General features: G+C 52.7%; 14 protein-coding genes. 11 read left to right on the top strand and 3 right to left on the bottom strand.

All coding sequences use genetic code 11. The features are described from left to right. Positions 1 to 169: 169 nt before the first annotated feature. Positions 170 to 3,853 carry a type IV secretory system conjugative DNA transfer family protein gene (locus ACR3FF_RS17905; RefSeq protein WP_458189467.1) on the top strand — a complete coding sequence of 1,228 codons (3,684 nt, stop codon included), beginning with the start codon at positions 170 to 172 and terminating at the stop codon, positions 3,851 to 3,853. A gap of 180 nt (positions 3,854 to 4,033) precedes the next feature. On the opposite strand, the gene ACR3FF_RS17900 is transcribed toward ACR3FF_RS17905, so the two are convergent. Then, positions 4,034 to 4,771 carry a helix-turn-helix domain-containing protein gene (locus ACR3FF_RS17900; RefSeq protein ID WP_458189466.1) on the bottom strand — a complete coding sequence of 246 codons (738 nt, stop codon included), beginning with the start codon at positions 4,769 to 4,771 and terminating at the stop codon, positions 4,034 to 4,036. Between the two features lie 220 nt (positions 4,772 to 4,991). On the opposite strand from ACR3FF_RS17900, the gene ACR3FF_RS17895 reads away from it, so the two are divergent. The 10 genes from ACR3FF_RS17895 to ACR3FF_RS17850 all read left to right on the top strand — a co-directional run bounded on the left by ACR3FF_RS17895 (position 4,992) and on the right by ACR3FF_RS17850 (position 15,768). After that, positions 4,992 to 6,644: an ABC transporter substrate-binding protein gene (locus tag ACR3FF_RS17895; RefSeq protein ID WP_458189465.1), complete on the top strand. Its 1,653-nt coding sequence runs from the start codon at positions 4,992 to 4,994 to the stop codon at positions 6,642 to 6,644. 107 nt (positions 6,645 to 6,751) lie between these two features. Beyond that, positions 6,752 to 7,711, top strand: a complete 960-nt coding sequence (locus ACR3FF_RS17890; RefSeq protein ID WP_458189463.1) for an ABC transporter permease — start codon at positions 6,752 to 6,754, stop codon at positions 7,709 to 7,711. Positions 7,712 to 7,767: 56 nt separating this feature from the next. Then, the gene (locus ACR3FF_RS17885) at positions 7,768 to 8,631 is read left to right on the top strand and encodes an ABC transporter permease (protein WP_458189462.1); all 864 of its coding nucleotides are present in this window, start codon (positions 7,768 to 7,770) and stop codon (positions 8,629 to 8,631) included. Next, the gene (locus tag ACR3FF_RS17880; protein ID WP_458189460.1) at positions 8,628 to 9,824 is read left to right on the top strand and encodes an ABC transporter ATP-binding protein; all 1,197 of its coding nucleotides are present in this window, start codon (positions 8,628 to 8,630) and stop codon (positions 9,822 to 9,824) included. Before ACR3FF_RS17885 ends, ACR3FF_RS17880 begins: the two co-directional genes overlap by 4 nt. After that, positions 9,821 to 11,005 (top strand): ABC transporter ATP-binding protein, encoded by a 1,185-nt coding sequence (locus ACR3FF_RS17875; RefSeq protein ID WP_458189459.1) that lies wholly within the window; start codon positions 9,821 to 9,823, stop codon positions 11,003 to 11,005. The genes ACR3FF_RS17880 and ACR3FF_RS17875 overlap by 4 nt, the downstream gene beginning before the upstream one ends. A 111-nt stretch (positions 11,006 to 11,116) precedes the next feature. Next, a complete protein-coding gene (locus tag ACR3FF_RS17870) occupies positions 11,117 to 12,424 on the top strand; it encodes an OFA family MFS transporter (RefSeq protein WP_458189458.1) in 1,308 nt (435 codons plus the stop codon). Between the two features lie 12 nt (positions 12,425 to 12,436). After that, positions 12,437 to 12,757 (top strand): HepT-like ribonuclease domain-containing protein, encoded by a 321-nt coding sequence (locus ACR3FF_RS17865; RefSeq protein ID WP_458189477.1) that lies wholly within the window; start codon positions 12,437 to 12,439, stop codon positions 12,755 to 12,757. A gap of 9 nt (positions 12,758 to 12,766) precedes the next feature. Further along, the gene (locus tag ACR3FF_RS17860) at positions 12,767 to 13,051 is read left to right on the top strand and encodes a lamin tail domain-containing protein (protein ID WP_458189457.1); all 285 of its coding nucleotides are present in this window, start codon (positions 12,767 to 12,769) and stop codon (positions 13,049 to 13,051) included. A gap of 212 nt (positions 13,052 to 13,263) precedes the next feature. Then, positions 13,264 to 14,502 (top strand): cytochrome P450, encoded by a 1,239-nt coding sequence (locus tag ACR3FF_RS17855; protein WP_458189456.1) that lies wholly within the window; start codon positions 13,264 to 13,266, stop codon positions 14,500 to 14,502. 369 nt (positions 14,503 to 14,871) lie between these two features. Beyond that, positions 14,872 to 15,768, top strand: a complete 897-nt coding sequence (locus ACR3FF_RS17850) for an NAD-dependent epimerase/dehydratase family protein (RefSeq protein ID WP_458189455.1) — start codon at positions 14,872 to 14,874, stop codon at positions 15,766 to 15,768. Between the two features lie 135 nt (positions 15,769 to 15,903). Here ACR3FF_RS17850 and ACR3FF_RS17845 read toward each other — a convergent pair whose 3' ends face one another. Together ACR3FF_RS17845 and ACR3FF_RS17840 are read right to left on the bottom strand one after the other, a co-directional pair. Continuing rightward, positions 15,904 to 17,154 (bottom strand): phage NrS-1 polymerase family protein, encoded by a 1,251-nt coding sequence (locus ACR3FF_RS17845; RefSeq protein WP_458189454.1) that lies wholly within the window; start codon positions 17,152 to 17,154, stop codon positions 15,904 to 15,906. A gap of 999 nt (positions 17,155 to 18,153) precedes the next feature. Then, on the bottom strand, positions 18,154 to 18,435 hold the full coding sequence (locus tag ACR3FF_RS17840; protein ID WP_458189453.1) for a hypothetical protein: 282 nt from the start codon (positions 18,433 to 18,435) through the stop codon (positions 18,154 to 18,156). Positions 18,436 to 18,984: the final 549 nt, after the last annotated feature.

Here is an 18,984-nt window from a genome sequence, read left to right as displayed (position 1 = left end):
GCGTCCCGTCAGTAAACATCAGACAAACCAACTCCTGGAGCAACTGACACTCGACATCGCGACGCCATTCATTATCAATAACACGCTGACTCCTTGCAGTGCCACAATTTCCACCGAGATTACAGAGGAAGCTATGTATCGATGGTTCCCACGTGTGGTATCCACACGCATGGCCTCAACCTCCAAGAACACCGTGGCCACTCGCACCGTTCTCCGAATCCACCCGACGACAGACCCACTCGCCATCGAAGCACTCACGGCCCAGTTTCGACGACTGCACAGTGTGACCGAGGGCGATGACCGCTCGCTCACACGCCAACTGCTCTCTCGTGCGGACCCAGTTCCGCAGACCGTCGAATGGTTACTCGTCGCCAGACCCGACGGGACACTCGAATACAGTGTCGGCCTACCGGCGAGCGCTGACAGTGACTCGGACGACCGCATCACACTGAACGGCCTGGAGAGCACACTTCGAACTCTGTTTCCCGACTCCTACGAACTCGACCGCGATACGCTCTCGCTCGCGTCCACGCTGGGCGTCGCCACCGATTCGGATACGCCAGCGACCGGTGAGCCACACGTTGCCGCCGTCGAATTCGCTGGGACAGGCGACCGACGTAACGACTGGCAAACGGCACTCACACCCTTTGATTCCCTCACCGATGACGATGCCAGACCGCCACTCGCCGCGATTACGGAAACGCTCGCGACGACGTCCGTTCCCGTCGTTTTCCAAGTCCTTCTCCGACCGAAACCTGACTGGACGACCGAAGCGGGCGTCTGGCGTCGGAAACTCAGGAAGGGTGAAGACTCACTGCTCGGGAAATTCATCACACAGTTGTTCGTCCCTGCTGAAACGCAACGGGAAGCGAAGAACACACCCGCTCTCGAATTACCAGCGGGCATTCAGCGTCGCCTCGACAGCATCGATACGCGTGACACTCGCCATTCTTTCGAGTTGAACGTCCGGGCGGTCGCCGTCGCTCCAGACGACCCGTTCGAAACGACCCAGACCGTCGAAGCACTGGCGACGACCCTGACCGCCATCGATGGGCAAGATTACCGACTCACGGCAGAGACGCATCCAGCTACCGATACACATCGCGGGTCGACTGCTGCAACCGACGTGCTCGAAGATCTCCTCACTGCTGAGTTCTACGACGACCCCACGGGCCTTCGAACCCGTCTCCCTGGCGGTGGGACGACGAGTCCGGTTATCGTCGCCGACCCGACCGAAGTGCCGAGTTTCTGTGCGCTCGATGGTGCCCATCTCACCGGGAACGCAGAACGAGCATTTAGCGTCACGCCGAGCGAGCGGGCGGCACTCGTTCCACCACCACAGTCGCTCCTCTCGACCTACGACGCAGGGGGATTCACCCTTGGGACGGTACTCACACAGGACAACACGTCGACCGACCAACGCATCTCCCTCCTTCCCGGTCTGCAATCACTCCATAGTGCGATCTTCGGCAAGACCGGTTCCGGAAAGACCGTGCTCATGGGTACGGGAATACTCGATAATCACGCGGCGACGCCCGGCCCATCCATCCTCTTGGAGGGGAAAGGCGACGGGATGCCGATCGAGTATCTGCGATCTCATTACAAACGCTACGGCACGCTCGACGACGTCGTCTATTTCGACTGTGCGGCCGTCTTGCCCGCGCTCTCGTTTTTTGACATCCGACCCCAGCTCGCCGCAGATATCGATCGGTCGAGGGCTGTCCAGAACGTGGCCGACCACTATATCGAGATCCTCATCGGTGTCATGGGTCGCGACCGTTTCGAGCGTGCCGTCCGGTCACCTGACATCATCACGTATCTCGTCAAAGCGTTGTTCGACCCGGTGCACGGTGCTGACGCATACGCCCACAGCGACCTCCATCACGCGGCAAAGCAGATGGCAGACACCCGCGATGCCCCACCGGTCACGGACGACACGCTGACCGACCTGCTCAGTGGTGTTGTCACCAACAGCAAGCGGTCGTTCGACGAAATCATGCAAGGGGTACTAAATCGAATCGAGAAGATTCCGGTCGACGACCGACTCGCGCAGTTGTTCGACCACGTTCCTGAATCGGTAACATCACCCGATGAACCGACAGCTGATACTCCATTGGACGACGAACAGCCCGACCCGCATTTCGATTTCTACGACCTCTTGGACGAGAACGCGGTCGTCATCCTCGACACGAGTGGGCTTCGTGCGGCCAGCAAGCAGGCGCTCACGCTCGTCTTACTCTCGAACCTGTGGACGGCACTCCAGCGACGAAAACGCCAGCATACGTCGCGACAGGGACACAGTGGGGCTACCCAGACTGATCTCCCGCTCGTCAATCTCTACATCGAGGAGGCAGCCCAGGTTGCGTCGTCCGGCCTGATGACGGAGCTGTTAGCGCTTTCGCGTGGCTTCGGCCTCTCGATCACGCTGGCGATGCAATTTCCAGCACAGGTTCGAAACGCGGACAACGAAGCCTACGCGGAGATTCTGAACAACGTCTCGACCATCGTCACGGGGAACGTCGCGGTCGACCGCGATCTCGAACGCCGACTGGCGACTGCAGACATGCCACCGAGCGAAGTCGGTAATCGACTGCGCGCACTCCATCGGGGACAGTGGGTCACGAGCTTGCCAGCCCCGTTCGGCGAGCCCGAACCGCGGCCGTTCGTCCTTGAATCTGCACCCCTCCCACCAGGTCACCCCGAGGGTGACGACCCACTCACCGAGACAGAAAAACTCGCGTTCGACGCGCTCGTGGCTGCCACCGCAGACAGAACGCGCCTCGACAGCGGCATCGACATGTTAGCCCAATTATCTCACCACGAGACACCAGTGCCGACCACCGACCAGCAGGTGGACGACGATGATACCAGTGACGCCCCTGTCACCTCGGCACTTCCGTTCACGAAATGCCTCCCGATGTGTGTTCGATACGATGCCGCGATTCATGGACTCGTCTGTACGGGCTGTGAGAGCCGATATCCGCCGACGATAGCCGGCCTCCGACGCGGAATCGAGTGCTGTTCGAGTCTCGCGCAGGTCGACCGCGACGACGTACCGGTCTGTGAGATCGACCTCGTGCTCACACCACGCGAACGCGCAGAGAGCGACTACGATGACCGCCAACTGTGTTTCCTCCAGGCGGTCTACAGTGCCCACCAAGGCGCGTACGATTCACTGGCGTACGATATTCGGTGGGACAGCATGCTTCGATTGCGAGAGTACGTAGGAATCGAGTCTGAGGATGTCCAGCAACTCGTCGACGACGGTCTACTCACCATTGATTGTGATCACCCCCATCGTCTCTATACGGTCACGGCTGACGGTCGTAGCGAGATTCAGGTGGCGTATCGAGAGGGTGTTGGCTATGGTCACGGCGTTGGAGACCTCGGAGAGTCAACCCTTCACCGGATGATGGTTTTGACCGGCATCGAATTGGTCGAAACGGCGTACGCAGACGACCCTGATTCCGAAGTCACGTCGGTCGTGCCGTACTACGAACTCGAAGATGGGCATCGACTGGACGTTGCCGGGCTCGACGAAGATGGTGAGATTCGCGTCGTCGTCGAAGCTGAACGCGTGAACCACGACGTTCGCAGGGCCGTCCCCGAGGACTATGACAAGATGGCAGCGTTCGACCCTGAAGATGCTATCTGGATCGTCAAGAACCGCGAGAGTGCTCATGACGTGCTTTATGCGTTGAACGAACCACCTATCGGCCAGCCACGCGTCCAGAAGACGTACAGTCGAAGTTCACCACCGAGTGCGTTCCATCTCGACGCCCCTGGTTGTAGCCAGATTCACACGCTCCGGTATGTGCGGGATTCGCTGCTTGATCTCGCTCCACCGGCATGACTTACTATCTCTTATTTTATTATCTTATGTAAGTAATTATATTAAACAAAGTAAAGACTACTAAGGAAGGGCATTTTTAGCTCTGTATAGTTACAATATAGTTAAAATAATATAACTAATAGTATCGGTGAAGTTTATCTCGAATCAGAGAAACGTCCCTTAGATGTTCCTGAGTCCATCTTATTGTTTAGCCGAGTTAAACTCAGTATCGTGCGTTTGCATTGTTGATTCAGAGAACAACTGCTGACCCACCGTCGTCAAAATAGTGTTTTCGGCCTTTTTCAAATGCTCCCACGCGGTTGATTGGTGGATGCCAAGGGACGCGGCCACATCGTCCGTGGTGACTTTCGTGGTCTCATCATAGTAACCAATTGAGATAGCAGCCTCAAATGTAGCCTGTTGCTTTGACGTTAAGTCAGTGAGGAATGTGGCGAAATCAAATGAACTGCTATCTTTGAGAGCGTCCATATCAACGCTCCGATAAAGAGATACATCATTATTTCGAGCTTCAAGTTTATCAATTAATTTATGGATTGTTCCGGTGCCCTCCGTATAGATTTTCCAATGTTCTCTTCCTCGCTTTACATTCACTGTATTATGCTGATAGCAACCCTCATTATGGATAAGGCGTAAAATACTCGGATTTTCATTGTTGTATTCGATTTCACTTGAAAAATATGCTACAGTATCAGATATGTTGGTTATGTTATCAAATCGTTTTACAACTGAATGCGATCGAAAATCAGTTGCAAATTTTTTTATGTTGCTAGGAGACCCGCGAATACAAAGAAGTCGTTTTGCACGACCGTTCGCGATTCGTCCTTTTGAGAGATTCTGGATGTGAATGTTTGGGTGTTCCGCACTCGTATCCGAAACTGGGCACCCGTGATGTCGAACGGAAATAAGAACTTCTCGCATGTGGTTTGTTATCACACTAGTCCTACAGGGTTCTACATGAATGTTTGTATATCGGAAATAATGGGGTATTCATCCAATACACCATTATAATTGGCCCAATTCTTTTTGACACTTACTGGCAAGACAAACTACAGGTATGTCACGAATTACCAAAGAAGACTTAGAGGGGCCTAAGATTGGGAGACGCACTACGATAAAATTGCTGAGCGCAGGCAGTCTGATGACTGCTACAAGTCTCGCTGGGTGTACGGGCGGCAATGATGGAACTTCGAAGAATGATTCCAGCAACAAAGACAACAGTGGGGCTCCACAGAAGGGCGGAACTTTGACCGCTGGTTGGGCGTTAGACGCCATTGAGTTACTTGATCCTCATTACGTTGACCTCTGGCAGCAAATCACCATTTTCACTAATATTTTCTCGGGGATCACGAAGTTGAATGCGAAAGGTGAGATTGTTGGCGACGCGGCGAAAGATTGGAAACTTCCGGATAAAACTACCTATGAGTTCACTCTCCGAGAGGGGATTACGTTTCATAACGGCGATAAGCTGGATGCTGAAGCTGCAAAATGGTCGATTGAGCGGCTAATGGGACTCGAGGACTCTCCCCATATTGGGAAAGTCAAACCTATCAAAAGCGTCGAAGCCCCGGACAAAACTACACTCCGTATCAATCTAAAACAACCGAATGCTCCATTCATCACGTTCCTCACGCGAAGTGCTGGTCGCGCAGGTACCATCGTGAACAAGACCGCGATTGAGAGTGATCCTGAGAAATACAAGCGACAGCCGGTCGGTAGTGGGCCGTTCGAATTCAAGGAGCGTAAGCAGGGTGAATCGCTCACCCTCACTAAGTTCAAAGACTATTGGGAGACCGACGACCAAGGAAATCAGCTCCCGTATCTTGATGAAATAAAAATAAATCTCATCCCTGAGCCTAGCACGATGTGGACCGCCCTCAAGACGAATGAGATTCAATACACTGACGAGGTTCCACCACAGAACGCGAAATTGTCCAAAAAGATCGACAAAATTAATGTAACTGGTGCGAACGCCGGAGAATGGTCATGTATCGCCATGCTCTGTAACGATCCGGCGTCAGAGGAGTGGAAAGACAAGCAATCCTATGCGAGTGGGAATAAAAAGCCGACAAACCACTGGAAAGGCAAGAGTATTCCGACCAGTGACAAGAAAGTTCGCCAGGCGGTCGCGAAGGCAATTGACCGAAAAGAACTAGTTGAGAAAGCGTATTTCGGATACGCGAAACCTGCTCATTCCCTGACTAATCCTGCAATCGCTTGGGCATATGACGAGAAACCGGATAATGCACAAACGTACGATCCCAAAGCTGCGAAGAAATTGCTCGACGAGGCAGGCTATACTGGGAAAACTCGATTCACTGCTCGGATCTTGGGCACACCTACCGACAAGCGGATGATGACGGTTGTCCAGCAGCAACTAGCCAAAGTTGGAATCAAACTTGAGCTCGATGTTCAACAAGAATCCTCGTTCTGGGATAACATCTACCGGTACAATCACATGATGGCTGTCTACGGCGGTGGTGGTGACATCGACCCATGGATGTCGTGGTGGAAGCAGCTCAAGACGCCAAAGAAAGACGATTCGTCAGGTGCATGGCAGAAGAATCTTTACTCCAATACCAAATTCGATGAATTGCTTGAAGAATCGTTCGTGACTCCTGAAAAGGAAAAGCGACGAAAACTCGTAAAACAGGCTGAGCAAATATTCCTCGAAGATTCGCCATTTGCGATGACAACGTTCCCGCTCACCCCGAAGGGACGCAGTGCATCATTACAGAATGTCGGTAACCAAGTTGGTCTTAGTAATTTCCATCGAGCATCCTTGACGAAATAGGGCGATACTAGATAACATTCCAAACGTATTTAATCACGATTCAGACACCTCATGATACACGTCACTAGTGCAATTCGAATTCAATTGAACCGAGAGGGTGAGTCAGTATGGATATGAAGCGATATATCACGAAACGCGTGGCGCATGCTGTGGTCGTCATTTATGTAGTAGCCACAATCGTATTCTTCGCGGTACGGGCAATCCCTGGTGACCCAGCCCGTGTATTACTGGGCGGTGATGCTAACGCCGAGGCAATTCAGGCCCTCCGTGAAGAGATGGGTCTTAACCAACCGCTATACGTACAGTATTTCAGGTGGATGGGCCGAACCCTTCGTGGCGACTTGGGAACCTCGGTCTTCAGTAATAAACCAGTTCTAGATCAATTAGTGGGTGTTGCAGAACCCACCCTGAGTATTGCACTCTTAGGAATGTTGATCGCGTTCTTGATTGCACTTCCGGCTGGAATCATTAGTGCAGTTCATCGGTACGAAATTAAGGATTATGCGGCGACCACGATTTCGTTCATCGGTATCAGCATGCCTGGCTTCTGGATCGGTATCGTGCTTCTATTGGTGTTTGCAGATCGTCTGAGTCTTCTGCCTGCTTTTGGTTACGTATCGATTAGTGAGGGTTTCATCCCTTGGTTCAAGCACATCATCTTGCCCGCGTTTGCCGTTGGTCTTCCGTACGGAGGTATTCTGATGCGCATGACACGCTCATCGATGCTGGAAGTCTTGAATGAAGACTACATGCGAACAGCGAAGGCGAAGGGATTGAGCGGTCGACTTATTCTGTTTAAGCACGGTCTCCAGAATGCGCTAATTCCGATTGTTACGATTGCAGGAATCCTACTCGGCGTATTGTTAGGTGGCGTTGTAGCTGTTGAAATAGTATTCGGAATTCAGGGTCTTGGCCGACTACTCATTCGATCAATTGAACGCCGCGACTTTCCGGTTATCCAGGGGACTGTAATCCTCATCTCGTTTATATTCGTGTTTATGAACCTCTTTGTAGACATAATTTATACAGTTGTAAATCCAAAAATAAAATATGATGGAGGGAAATAATGTCTGTTAGACAACAGCTGAGGAACGTCGTCAGCACCGACGATGGTAGTGTCCGTATGTTTGGAATTCGAACAGATTTACTTGAACGATTTCTTCGAACGCTCCGGCGTGATCTACGTGCCCAAATTGGATTTACTATCGTCGTGTTGTTTGGATTGTCAGCTATCTTCGCGCCCGAACTCGCGCCGTACGAACCGATGGCACAAGAGTTTGGAATGCTTCAACCACCGAGCATTTCAAGTGCTCATCCATTAGGTACGGACTCTTATGGTCGTGATTTGCTGTCACGACTTATGTACGGTGCCCGTATTAGCCTCGCGATTGGGCTCGGCGCAGTTTTATTTGGGGCGATCGTCGGCATCGTGATCGGGATGCTCGCTGGATATTATGGTGGAAGAGTGGATGACGTGCTGATGCGCACAGTCGATGTAATGTGGGCGTTCCCATGGTTATTGATTGCAATTATGCTTGTGGCGATATTCGGACAAGGTTTCTGGAACGTTCTCTTCGCTGTGGGTTTCGCGTACATCGATGACTTCGCGAGGTTGTCGCGGGGGGAGGTGCTTGCGATTCGTGAAGAAGAGTATACGATGGCTGCCCAAAGCATTGGACTGAGTGATTTCGAAATCATTTTCGAGGAAGTGTTCCCCAACACAATTGCGCCACTAATCGTGCAGTTCACGGTTTTCACTGCACGTGCAATCCTTGCCGAAAGCACACTATCATTCCTCGGTCTCGGTGTGAAGCCGACGACACCCACGTGGGGTGCGTTGCTTGGTCAAGGTCGAGGCTTCATCACCGAGGCGTGGTGGATCTCAATCATCCCGGGTATTGCGATTATGGTCACCGTACTGGGTATCAACCTCTTTGGAGATGCCTTGCGGGACGCATTCGACGTGAAGGAGGCTGATAACACATGAATAGAACGGCTTCTGAGCCACTGTTTGAAGTAAAAAATCTCCGAACACAATTCAAAACGGAACGTGGTATCGTACGCGCTGTCGATGGTATCTCATTCTCGATCGAATCAGGGGAGATATTCGGAATTGTGGGAGAGTCAGGCAGTGGGAAGAGCGTGACAGCACTCTCGCTTCTTGGCCTCGTCGAAAATCCTGGTGTCGTGGATGCAGACACGATTCGATTCAAAGGAGAGGACCTACTGACGAAGACCGACGAAGAACTTCGCCAGATTAGGGGCGGAGAGGTTAGCATGATCTTCCAGGATCCGATGAGTAGTCTGAATCCGGTGATGACTGTCGGTGAGCAAATTGCCGAGGTCGCACGGCATCATACAAACCTCGGAGAATCCACAGGCTTCTGGTCCGAAATGCGGCGGAAGTATGTCACGGGAACTGTAAAAAGCGGTCCATCATGGCGGCGTGCAGTTGAGCTTCTGGAAAAAGTCGGCATTCCGGACCCGGAGGAGCGTGCAGAAGAGTACCCTCATCAACTGTCTGGTGGAATGAAACAACGGGTAATGATCGCACAGGCGCTCGCAGCTGAACCATCGGTCATTATTGCAGACGAACCGACTACTGCATTAGACGTAACTATCGAGGCACAGATTCTCGATGAATTGATTGACTTGCGTGATGAGTTCGGTGTTTCAGTGTTACTAATCACACATGATCTGGCAGTAGTCCGTGAGACCTGCGATCGAGTTGCGGTCATGTATGCCGGTGAGTTAATGGAAACAGCATCCACTGACGTACTGTTCGAGAACCCACAGCATCCATACACCCGTGGGCTACTCAAAAGTATTCCAAAGATTACCGACGACCGAGAATGGCTCGACGCTATCGAGGGTAACGTGCCTGATCTAATCGATAAAGATGCGGGTTGTCCCTTCCGTGACCGTTGCGAAAAAGCGTTCGAATTGTGTAATCAGCCTCTCGTCCCCTACGATGGGGACGGGTCGAATCACGGAGTTCATTGTCATCTCTACAACGATGGCGTTGACCTTGATGATGGAACTGTGAATACGATAGATGCAGACACCGCCACTCGAGAAATCGAACGCCGGCAATCGATGACGACTGAACAATCATCAAACAACGATAGACGAACAGATGGAGAATACGCTGAGATGCCTAGTGAAGAGGTAGAATCATGAGCAGTGACGGGTTGCAATCGCCAACGGATGTCTCAGGGGCTAACGATTCCGACGAGGAGCCGTTGCTACATGCAGAAAATGTGAAAAAGCATTTTTCACTCGAACAGGGAATCATCGAAAGAGCATTTGGCGACGAGGAATTCGTGCATGCAGTTGATGGAGTGTCATTGACTCTTGGGCGTGAAGAGACGATCGGCATTGTCGGTGAAAGTGGCTGTGGGAAAAGTACGCTTGGACGAACACTTGCCCGATTATACGAGCCAACCGACGGAATGATTCAGTTCGCTGGCGAAGAAATCACAGAACTATCGGGTAAGCGTCTGAAAGAAATTCGAAAGGACATTCAGGTGATATTCCAAGATCCGCTTTCCTCTCTCAATCCCCGAAAAACGGCAGGTGAAATCGTTGCAAAACCTCTCGCCGTTCACGATATCGCGACAGGAAAGGAGAAAAAAACGCGAGTAAACGAGCTGTTCAAGGAAGTCGGTCTCGATCCCGCATCGCAAGACCGCTATCCGCACGAGTTCTCCGGCGGTCAGCGTCAGCGGATCGGTATTGCGCGTGCTTTGGCGGTAGAGCCACAACTCATCATCGCTGACGAACCGGTATCTGCACTTGATGTCAGTGTCCAGGCACAAATCATCAACTTAATGAAGCGTCTTCAGAACGAATATGGGCTCTCGTATCTGTTTATCGCGCACGATTTGAGCGTGGTCAAGCACGTTAGTGACCGCGTTGCGGTGATGTATCTTGGAAAGATTGTTGAGCAGGGTCCAACGGATGCAATTTTTGAGAACCCACAACATCCGTATACGAGAGCATTATTGAATGCAATTCCAAGTGTTGAGGGTGCCAGTAATCAACGAAAGACTCTGTTGGAAGGCACTCCTCCAAGCCCAATCAACCCACCAACCGGATGTCCGTTTCATACTCGCTGTCCAGAGTATATTAATGGAGAGTGTGAGATGACCGTTCCCGAATTACAGACAGTGGCTGACGCACCGGGGTCGACTGCATCATCAGTTGACTTTGGCGAGAAGACAAAGACGAGCGAGATGAAATCTGATGAGAGCCTTATAACAAGAGAGCACCCCCATCTCGCGGCCTGCCATTGGTTGGATAAATCTGCCGAGGAACGCCATAGACAGGACCCATATCTATCGGACGGAGGGAACGTGTGACAGCAACACGGAGATCCACTCTTCGTGACCGAAGACGCAGTGTGAAGCGGCCTCCGCTCCAACCGCTGACCGGAATGAGAGTAGAACCTGACAGGATAGGGAGAGATAGCCGTGACTGACGATTCGGGTGTGGATTACGCAGCCCGCGCGAAAGAGGAACTTGGGTTTTCACGATGGTGGCTCATCGTTGCAGCCGCAGTTGCGATGGCGGTCGTTAGCCCATATCAATACGTCTGGTCGTCAATTGAAGGGCCGCTTGCACGCAATCTTCAAATTCCATTACCTCAGCTTGGTATGGTATTTACGCTATTCGTCATTTTTCAAGCTGGCTCACAGTTTCCTGTTGGCTGGTGGCGTGATCGTCATGGACCGCGAGCGATTACGCTTTCTGCCAGTGTTTTAGCAGGTGGCAGTTACTATGCACTTGCATACGCTACTCAAGTATGGGAATTATACCTCCTCTATTCAATCGGTGCAGTTGGAGTCGGAATCGTCTATACCGTTGCTGTAAACACGGCGTTGAAGTGGTTCCCTGATCGGAAGGGCCTCACGACAGGGGTAGGAACGATGGCGTTTGCAGGCGGTGCAGCACTGTTCGTACCATTCGTACGTGCAAACGCAACCGTGGATGCATACCCTGATGTACTGCGAGCCATGGGTGTGCTGATAGGAATTTGTATCTTGTTAGCTGGAATCTTTCTTCGTGACCCCCCAGAGGAGTGGTTCGAAAGGAGCTCAGTAGATAACGACGGAACAGAAGTCGGAACATCCACGATCGGACCGACGTACACATGGCGAGAAATGCTCCGGACAAGGCAGTTCTGGCTAATGTATGCAATGTTTGTTGCGGTGAGTGGTGCAGGGTTGATGCTAACTGCAAAAATTGTCTCGTTCGCCCAGCACGTGGATTTGGACACAATCACTACAACTGCGTCGGCAACTGCACTACCGATTGCAGGTGGTGTGGGTCGATTATTCATCGGTGAATTATCCGATCGAATCAACCGGCAGAAGGCGATGGCAGTGTCGTTCACGCTCTGTGGGGTTGGCTTATTAGCTGTTGTATGGCTTGGACAACAAGGGGCTAGTCTTGGATTCGTCGCAGCCGTCGTTGTGGCAACATTCTTTTGGAGTCCACAATACACACTGTTCCCAAGCCTGATTGCTGATTACTATGGCGAACGCCATTCGTCGGCAAACTACGCATTGCTCTATTCTGGGAAGATGTGGGGTGGAGTCTTTGGTGGGGCTATCGCGGGATGGTTAATTACCGTTACAAGCTGGCAAACAGCATTTACAGTTGGAGGGATTTTCGCGGTTGCTGCAGGTGCTGTAGCACTGTTGCTAAAGCCACCGGTACAAAAAGACTCGCAAACACCCACCCACTCAACCCTGAGCTCTCCTGGTGACGATCAATAATTTACAAAACTCATCATCATATATTCTGACAAAAATCTCTTCAGCCAGGAAGAAGTAATCGACCAGGAAACGATGAATAGACTCGTCGCGGCCATTGCGTCCAGAAATGGACTGGCCCACGAGTACAGCAGGGTAGATTACGCTGAAATATATGAAACTCTCCAGACCGGGCTGGATGTCTACGACGCGTTCGGCCAGCAGATCGCCCCGTGGTTCCGCACTCGAGACCAACCCCGTTATTACGGGTCGACGAAGGCTACCATTCCCACTTGCTTTGTCAAGTGTGTGGGTCACATAAAGTCATTGCACCTTATTGATTTCGAGAACGCGTAGTATATCCCCATGTATAGCGAGTTGAACAAGGAGTATATCACGTTCACGAATCAGGGAGACAGCGAATTGACTCTTACAAGTTGGATTATTGAGGATGCGGCGAATCACCAGTATTTGGTGCCAGAGTTCACGCTTGGTGCAGACAAGTCTGTGACGCTGTATACGGGGAGTGGTTCAAACTCGGCGGATAAACTCTACTGGGGCTCTGGAAGTGCAATCTGGAACAACACCGGTGATACGATCATCGTCAAGACAAGTAGTGGCGAGACAGTGATTCAGAAAGAGTACAACTGAGATTCCTCCGTTCTATATCCGTTTCAGAGTGTGACAAGCACGATGAATTGCTTCCCCGACCGAGTTGGTCAGCAATTGATGAAGCTGTATGATGAGGTCCGTGTATACGACGACGTCGTCGCTTCTCAAGTCAATCGGATGCAAACCAGTAACAAACGCGTTCCATGAGTGTCCCTTGTATTTTTCTACGATGGTTCCGTAATTCAGGTATAATGAGCGCAGCCGACATCGGCGGACTACAGACATTCCCGGCAGAACTCGAAGAGCGTGACGCTTGGCTCGAACCATTTGATTGGTACGCTGAGATGCACGAGCAAGCCCCGGTTCGATACGATTCCGATCGCGAGACGTGGGATGTATTCCGTTACGAGGACGTCAAAGAGATTCTCGCAAACGACGACGACCGCTTCTCTACGAGTCCTCGGAACATCCATGGCTTTCAGGAACCACCCGAGGACGAGGGATTTCTGCTCGATACGATGTTACTCCAAGATCCACCACGTCACGACGAACTACGAAGTGTCGTCAACGATGCCTTCGAACCGCGGGCTATCGGCGAACTGGAACCCCGAATCCGTACGCTGACAAATGAGCTACTCGATGAAGCTTTGGCCGAAACCAACGGGGAATTCGACATCGTGGACGCTTTGGCATATCCACTTCCCGTCATCGTCATCGCTGAACTCCTCGGAATTCCGCGTGACGACCGCAACCAGTTTAAACGCTGGTCGGAGACAATCATCCGAGGCGCGGGACAGGACGTAGACCCGGAGACGTTCGTCCAAGAACAGCGGCAGGCAGGACAGGAGATGGCTGGTTACTTCTGGAGCCAGCTCGAGAACCGCCGCCAGAATCCCCAAGACGACCTGCTGACTACCATTGCTACAGCGGAAGGAGAGAGTGGACGACTCTCCCATCGGGAAGCCCTGGGAATGTGTATGCTGCTTCTGATAGCAGGGAATATCACGACGACGCATCTCATCACCAACGCCGTCCGTTGTTTCGACGAACACGAGACGGATCTCTTTGCTGCCCTCACCGATGATGAACAGGGCCTCGCAACGGCCATCGAAGAGGTGCTTCGGTACCGGGCCCCCGTACAGGCGATGACCCGCGTGCCATTGGAGGACGTCGAACTCGCCGGTGAGACTCTGAAAGCCGGCGATGGAATCGTCGTCTGGCTGGGAGCCGCCAACCGTGACGAGCGGCAATTTCCAGATGCGGACACGTTCATCCCCGACCGTTCACCCAACCAGCACCTCGGATTCGGTCACGGGACACACTACTGTCTGGGTGCACCCCTGGCCCGACTCGAAGCAAAGGTCGCGCTGGACGAGTTGACCGATCGTCTCTCGGAGATTGAGGTCACCGACACCGACCTCCAACCGGTCCGGAGTTCGTTCATCTACGGCGTCGAGTCGCTGCCGATTCGGTTCGAGTACACAGTATAGCGGCTATTTGTGATTGCCTGTTTGCGTTACTCTTGACCCTGTAATTGGAGCGCCGTGTCGAGAGGAGTTCGAAGTAGCGAAAAGTAATTGTCATTAATGGAGAGTGAAACTGAAAGTGAAGGCCCTTTGAATACCTCCGCGACTGGCGGTCACGAAGATATGTCCTGACTGGCATGGTCCGCGTACCGACTAGGTGCCCTGTTTACTGCACGCCGTTTCTGGCAGTGATTCAATAGGTATGCGAGAGCGTGCTGAATATAAGGGATGAATCTCACACACCCGCTGAATCCTATCACCGGTGAGAGTTTCCAGTGTACGAGACGCGATGGATGTGCTGAAATATTAGAGCGTGGCGGAGAGAGACCAACCATGATCAAGACTGTTGCAGTCACTGGTGGCAACGGCCGCGTTGGACGGGGTGTGCTGGCGTATTTGAACGATGAGGGCTACAGGACTGTCAACCTCTCGCGAGGCAAGCGAGACGAGGAGTATTCGGATACCTATCTCACGACGGATCTAGTGGAGGCGGGCGAAGTCTATGGGTCGCTTGCGAAGAGTGATGCCGACGCAGTCGTCCACCTTGGGATGGTTCCAACGCCGAATGTGACGCCAGGGTATCGAACGTACGAGAGTAACGTTATGTCCAGTTATCACGTGCTGGAGGCCAGTGGTGCACTTGGCATCGACACCGTGGTCCTCGCATCAAGTTTCAGTGCAATAGGTGGTGGTTTCGAGCCAGCGGGCATTACCGTTGATTATCTGCCTGTCGACGAGGATCACCGTCTTACGCCGTCGAATCCCTACGCGATGGGCAAGCAGGCGCTCGAGATCGTCGCCGACGGATTCGCCCGTCGTGCTGATGACCGACCACAGTCCATCACCTCCCTTCGGTTCCCTTGGGTCGTCGACGATGCCCTGGCCCGCGAAACGTTTGTCGAGACTGACCGAACGCTGGCAGGGATGCGTGCATCGGAGCACTTCCATACCCAGCGCAACACGCTGTTCACCTACGTTCACATGTCTGATGCGGTCGATCTTGTCCGGCGGGCTGTCGAGGCTGATTTCGATGGCCACGAGCGCATCTGGGTGTCCGCACCCGACACTAGCGCTGAAACGCCCACACGAGAACTCATCACCGATGTCTTTCCCGACGTCGAAGTTCGAGGCGAGTTGGACGAACACGATTACATGGCACTGGTCGATACGACGAAAGCGCAGAATTTGTTCAACTGGAAGCCAGAATGGAGCTGGCGACAACTGGCCTGACGACACAGATATCGAAACGAATAAAGAGTCGCTATTAACTTCCACGCCGACCGATTCATACCACGAGAGAGAGAGAGAGCGGTCTCCTCCGTACTCTTCCAGTCCGAGCGGTTCAGCACGAAGAAAATCCGTGATTTATGAGGACTCGCGGACGAAAACCTGCTTGAGACGGGCGAGGATTCCAGTGACAGAATCGGATTTCGCGTCACCTTCGACTGTCCGCCGTTTCGCTCGTTCCGTATCGCGTTCATCTCGAAGGCGCTCGTTTTCCGCTTCCAGTTCTCGAAGCCGTCGTTCGAGTTTGGTTATCGTCTCGATGCGAGCTCGCTCCCGTTCCTGGGCATGAACTACCCCACCGTTCGTTGACGTCACCATCGGTTCTGGTGTCGCTGTTGCAGTGCTGTCTCGCTTTTCTACCGTCTCAGTGTCCATACTACCATCGTCAGCACTCGGTGAATAGACGTCCGAAGTCACACTGACGGCTCGTTCGATGGTCGTCTCGCCATATGTGCGTCCATCGCCGTAGTGGACGGCATCCCATTTCTCGCGGTGGAGTCCTGATCGTCGAAACAGCCGGTCCATCTGACTCGTTTCGCCCCCTGTCCAGAAGGCGAGCAGGCAAGAAAGCGCCATATCCGCTTCCGAGTGACTGTCGTAGCCCGCAGTATCGCCACGCCAGAGACGTTCAAACTTCGCACTGTTCGCTGCAGCGCGTGCATGTTCGATCACTTCGTCGTCAGTGAGTCCCGTTTCTGTGTGTGCAGGTTCCGTATTTGATGCCCGATCATCTTCGTCGCGTGCTGGTTCGTCTTCGTCCACCGTTGAGTCATCCGGTCCCGACGTGTCGTCTGTTTCGACGTGTGCGGTATACACAGTCGTGAGTGCGTCTGTCCGCTCGTGGATGTCCGTCGGTGATTCCTGGACGTGGTCGCCGGTCACAGTGAAAAAGCGGCCATCCTCGTACAGTTCGACATCGCCGCGTCGATTTCGCCCTGGTGGAAGCGTGCCCTCGACGAGGACGTGATACCCGGTTTCTGACGGGCTAATCTCGGTGTACGAATCCAGTTGTTCCATGATTTTCGCTGCCCAGCCAGTCGCTGTGTCGCTGTCCGGGTCACGGGCGTCGTCGAGGTCGACACCGACGAACGGATCAGCTTCCGTGAACACGAAGCCGATGCCGTCGACTGAACTATCGGTTGCATATGAACGAGCGTCGTCGAAACTCGTCCACGTTTCGGGTTTGTTCGTCGACGCATACCTGCCAGTCGCTGGATTCACGGGGACTTTCGTCACCTTCTCGCTGCGTGTCTGTTCACGCCAGCAGACCCATTGGTCGTGGTCGAGGAGTGGTGGTGGAATGTCGGCTGCCTTTGGAAGACTCGTCATGTCGTGTCGGTGTCGCTCTCTGATCGGAGGCGACACGAATACTCTCCAGAACGAAGGCCTCCTATTTGGTCGTATTTTACGTTGGACGAACGCTCTCCTCGGTTGAACTGTCCATTCTGGTGTTCTTCCTCGGCTGATCCACCGTTTCGAGTACACCCTGGAAATCACCGATTCAGCGTGACAGCGGTCACGAACGCAACGCTAGAGCGCACTCGGTTCGCGTACACCCCGCAATTCGACCGGGAGAAGGCCTGGTGTGGGTTGGTGTAGATATGAACGGTATTTCGAGGATGGTTTGCGAGCATTGACGGCGTCATTGATTTCGTATTCGGCGTCGAGACGCCTCAGAACTGCCGACTGCGAATTAATAAAATATGGTGGGATTCGTAGGTTTGAAATACCGTAATCGCAAGATACAACAGATTTGTACTGTTATTAATCTAGGCTCAATAACCCCATCTGGGGTTGCGCAAATCCTGAAGTGAACCGAGGATTCTTCAGAATCCTCTATAGATGAGGCCTGAATCTAGTGGTTGGCGAATTCAGTAGGATGGTCTCGACGACGGTTGCAGAAATCCTGAAACGGTCGATTTGACGGAAGAATCCGGGGGTGTACCGTCGAATTCTGTTTTCGGATCAGTGGTCGTCCCCACTCGCGTTCTGTGACTCTGGTGCTCTCGTATGAGAAATCCGTTGGAGAGCGCTGTGCTCGCATAATCACGCCAATGAGCGATTTCGAACGACCGCTGTCGACCACCGCAAATGCGGCCGATTCTGAGATTTGAATACGGCAGTCTACACCCCCTATTGTACGTCCAATTCCCGGAGTATGGGCCATTTGTATTCTCCTGTTTTTGGTTTCGTGATAGCATTGTGATGAGGATGAGGACACTGACAGCGGTGTAGTGACCTTGATTTTGATTGGAACCGCTGTCGATGAACATCTGTGGCTGAGAAGTGTTTCCAAGTTCAACAGAGAAAAAGTACTGTTGGTTCTGTTCAGTTGTGGTTCGAGCGCTTCTGTTCTCGTCGGACGTATCCCAATACCCCAGTACAGATGAGGAGTACTGTAGCCCCAATTGCGACCATTGAAATGAGCGAACTCGATACCACAGCGCCGATGACGAACAGGCACATGGCGACAGCACCGACCTCGATTGTCCGCTTTTGCCAGTAGCCGTACTGGGAACCACGGGCGAATCGCGCGTAGACGAATGCTCCACCGAGTAACGCAGGGAGTACGACATCAGTATACGTCGTATCGGCCATGAGGTCAATCATTGATACGATCCGTACACCCCTGTGGAAGGAGTAAGGTGTTGATGGCACCAGAAAACATCCAAAACAGTCCGCGTGCCCACCATCGAATCCTGAGTATGCGGAGACAGACCACCATCGTCCTGTCTTAAGCCATTACGGACGACATCGATTTACCACCTATTGGCGGGTTAAACAGGACTTGCCTCGACCGCTCGTGAAGTATCTCCGCGGTGATCGACCGGATAGTGAGTCAATTACGGACCGTGCTGGAATTGACGAGTATATCCATACTCACTACGAGGATATTGAAACAGTGTATCGTCAAGAAATCTATCAACTCCTATAGCTTGTGTCGGCCGTCGGTGAGCCGGTCGATATCTCGGCGATACTTCGGCTCGAAACCCCGTTGGACAGGCTCTACGGCACCCTCGCGGGACGAACGAATCGACATTCGCTAGTTGTCCACTCTCTCGATAACGGCGGCAGCAAAAGCTCGGTCTCACACCGGAAGGACACCGAAAGCGAGACGAAGAACCCTACGAACGCTGCGGAGAGTCGAGAAGGTATCGA

The sequence above is a fragment of the Haladaptatus ordinarius genome (assembly GCF_054177595.1).
The sequence above is the reverse complement of the archived record's forward strand: the minus strand, read 5'-3'. Positions and strand labels throughout refer to the sequence as shown.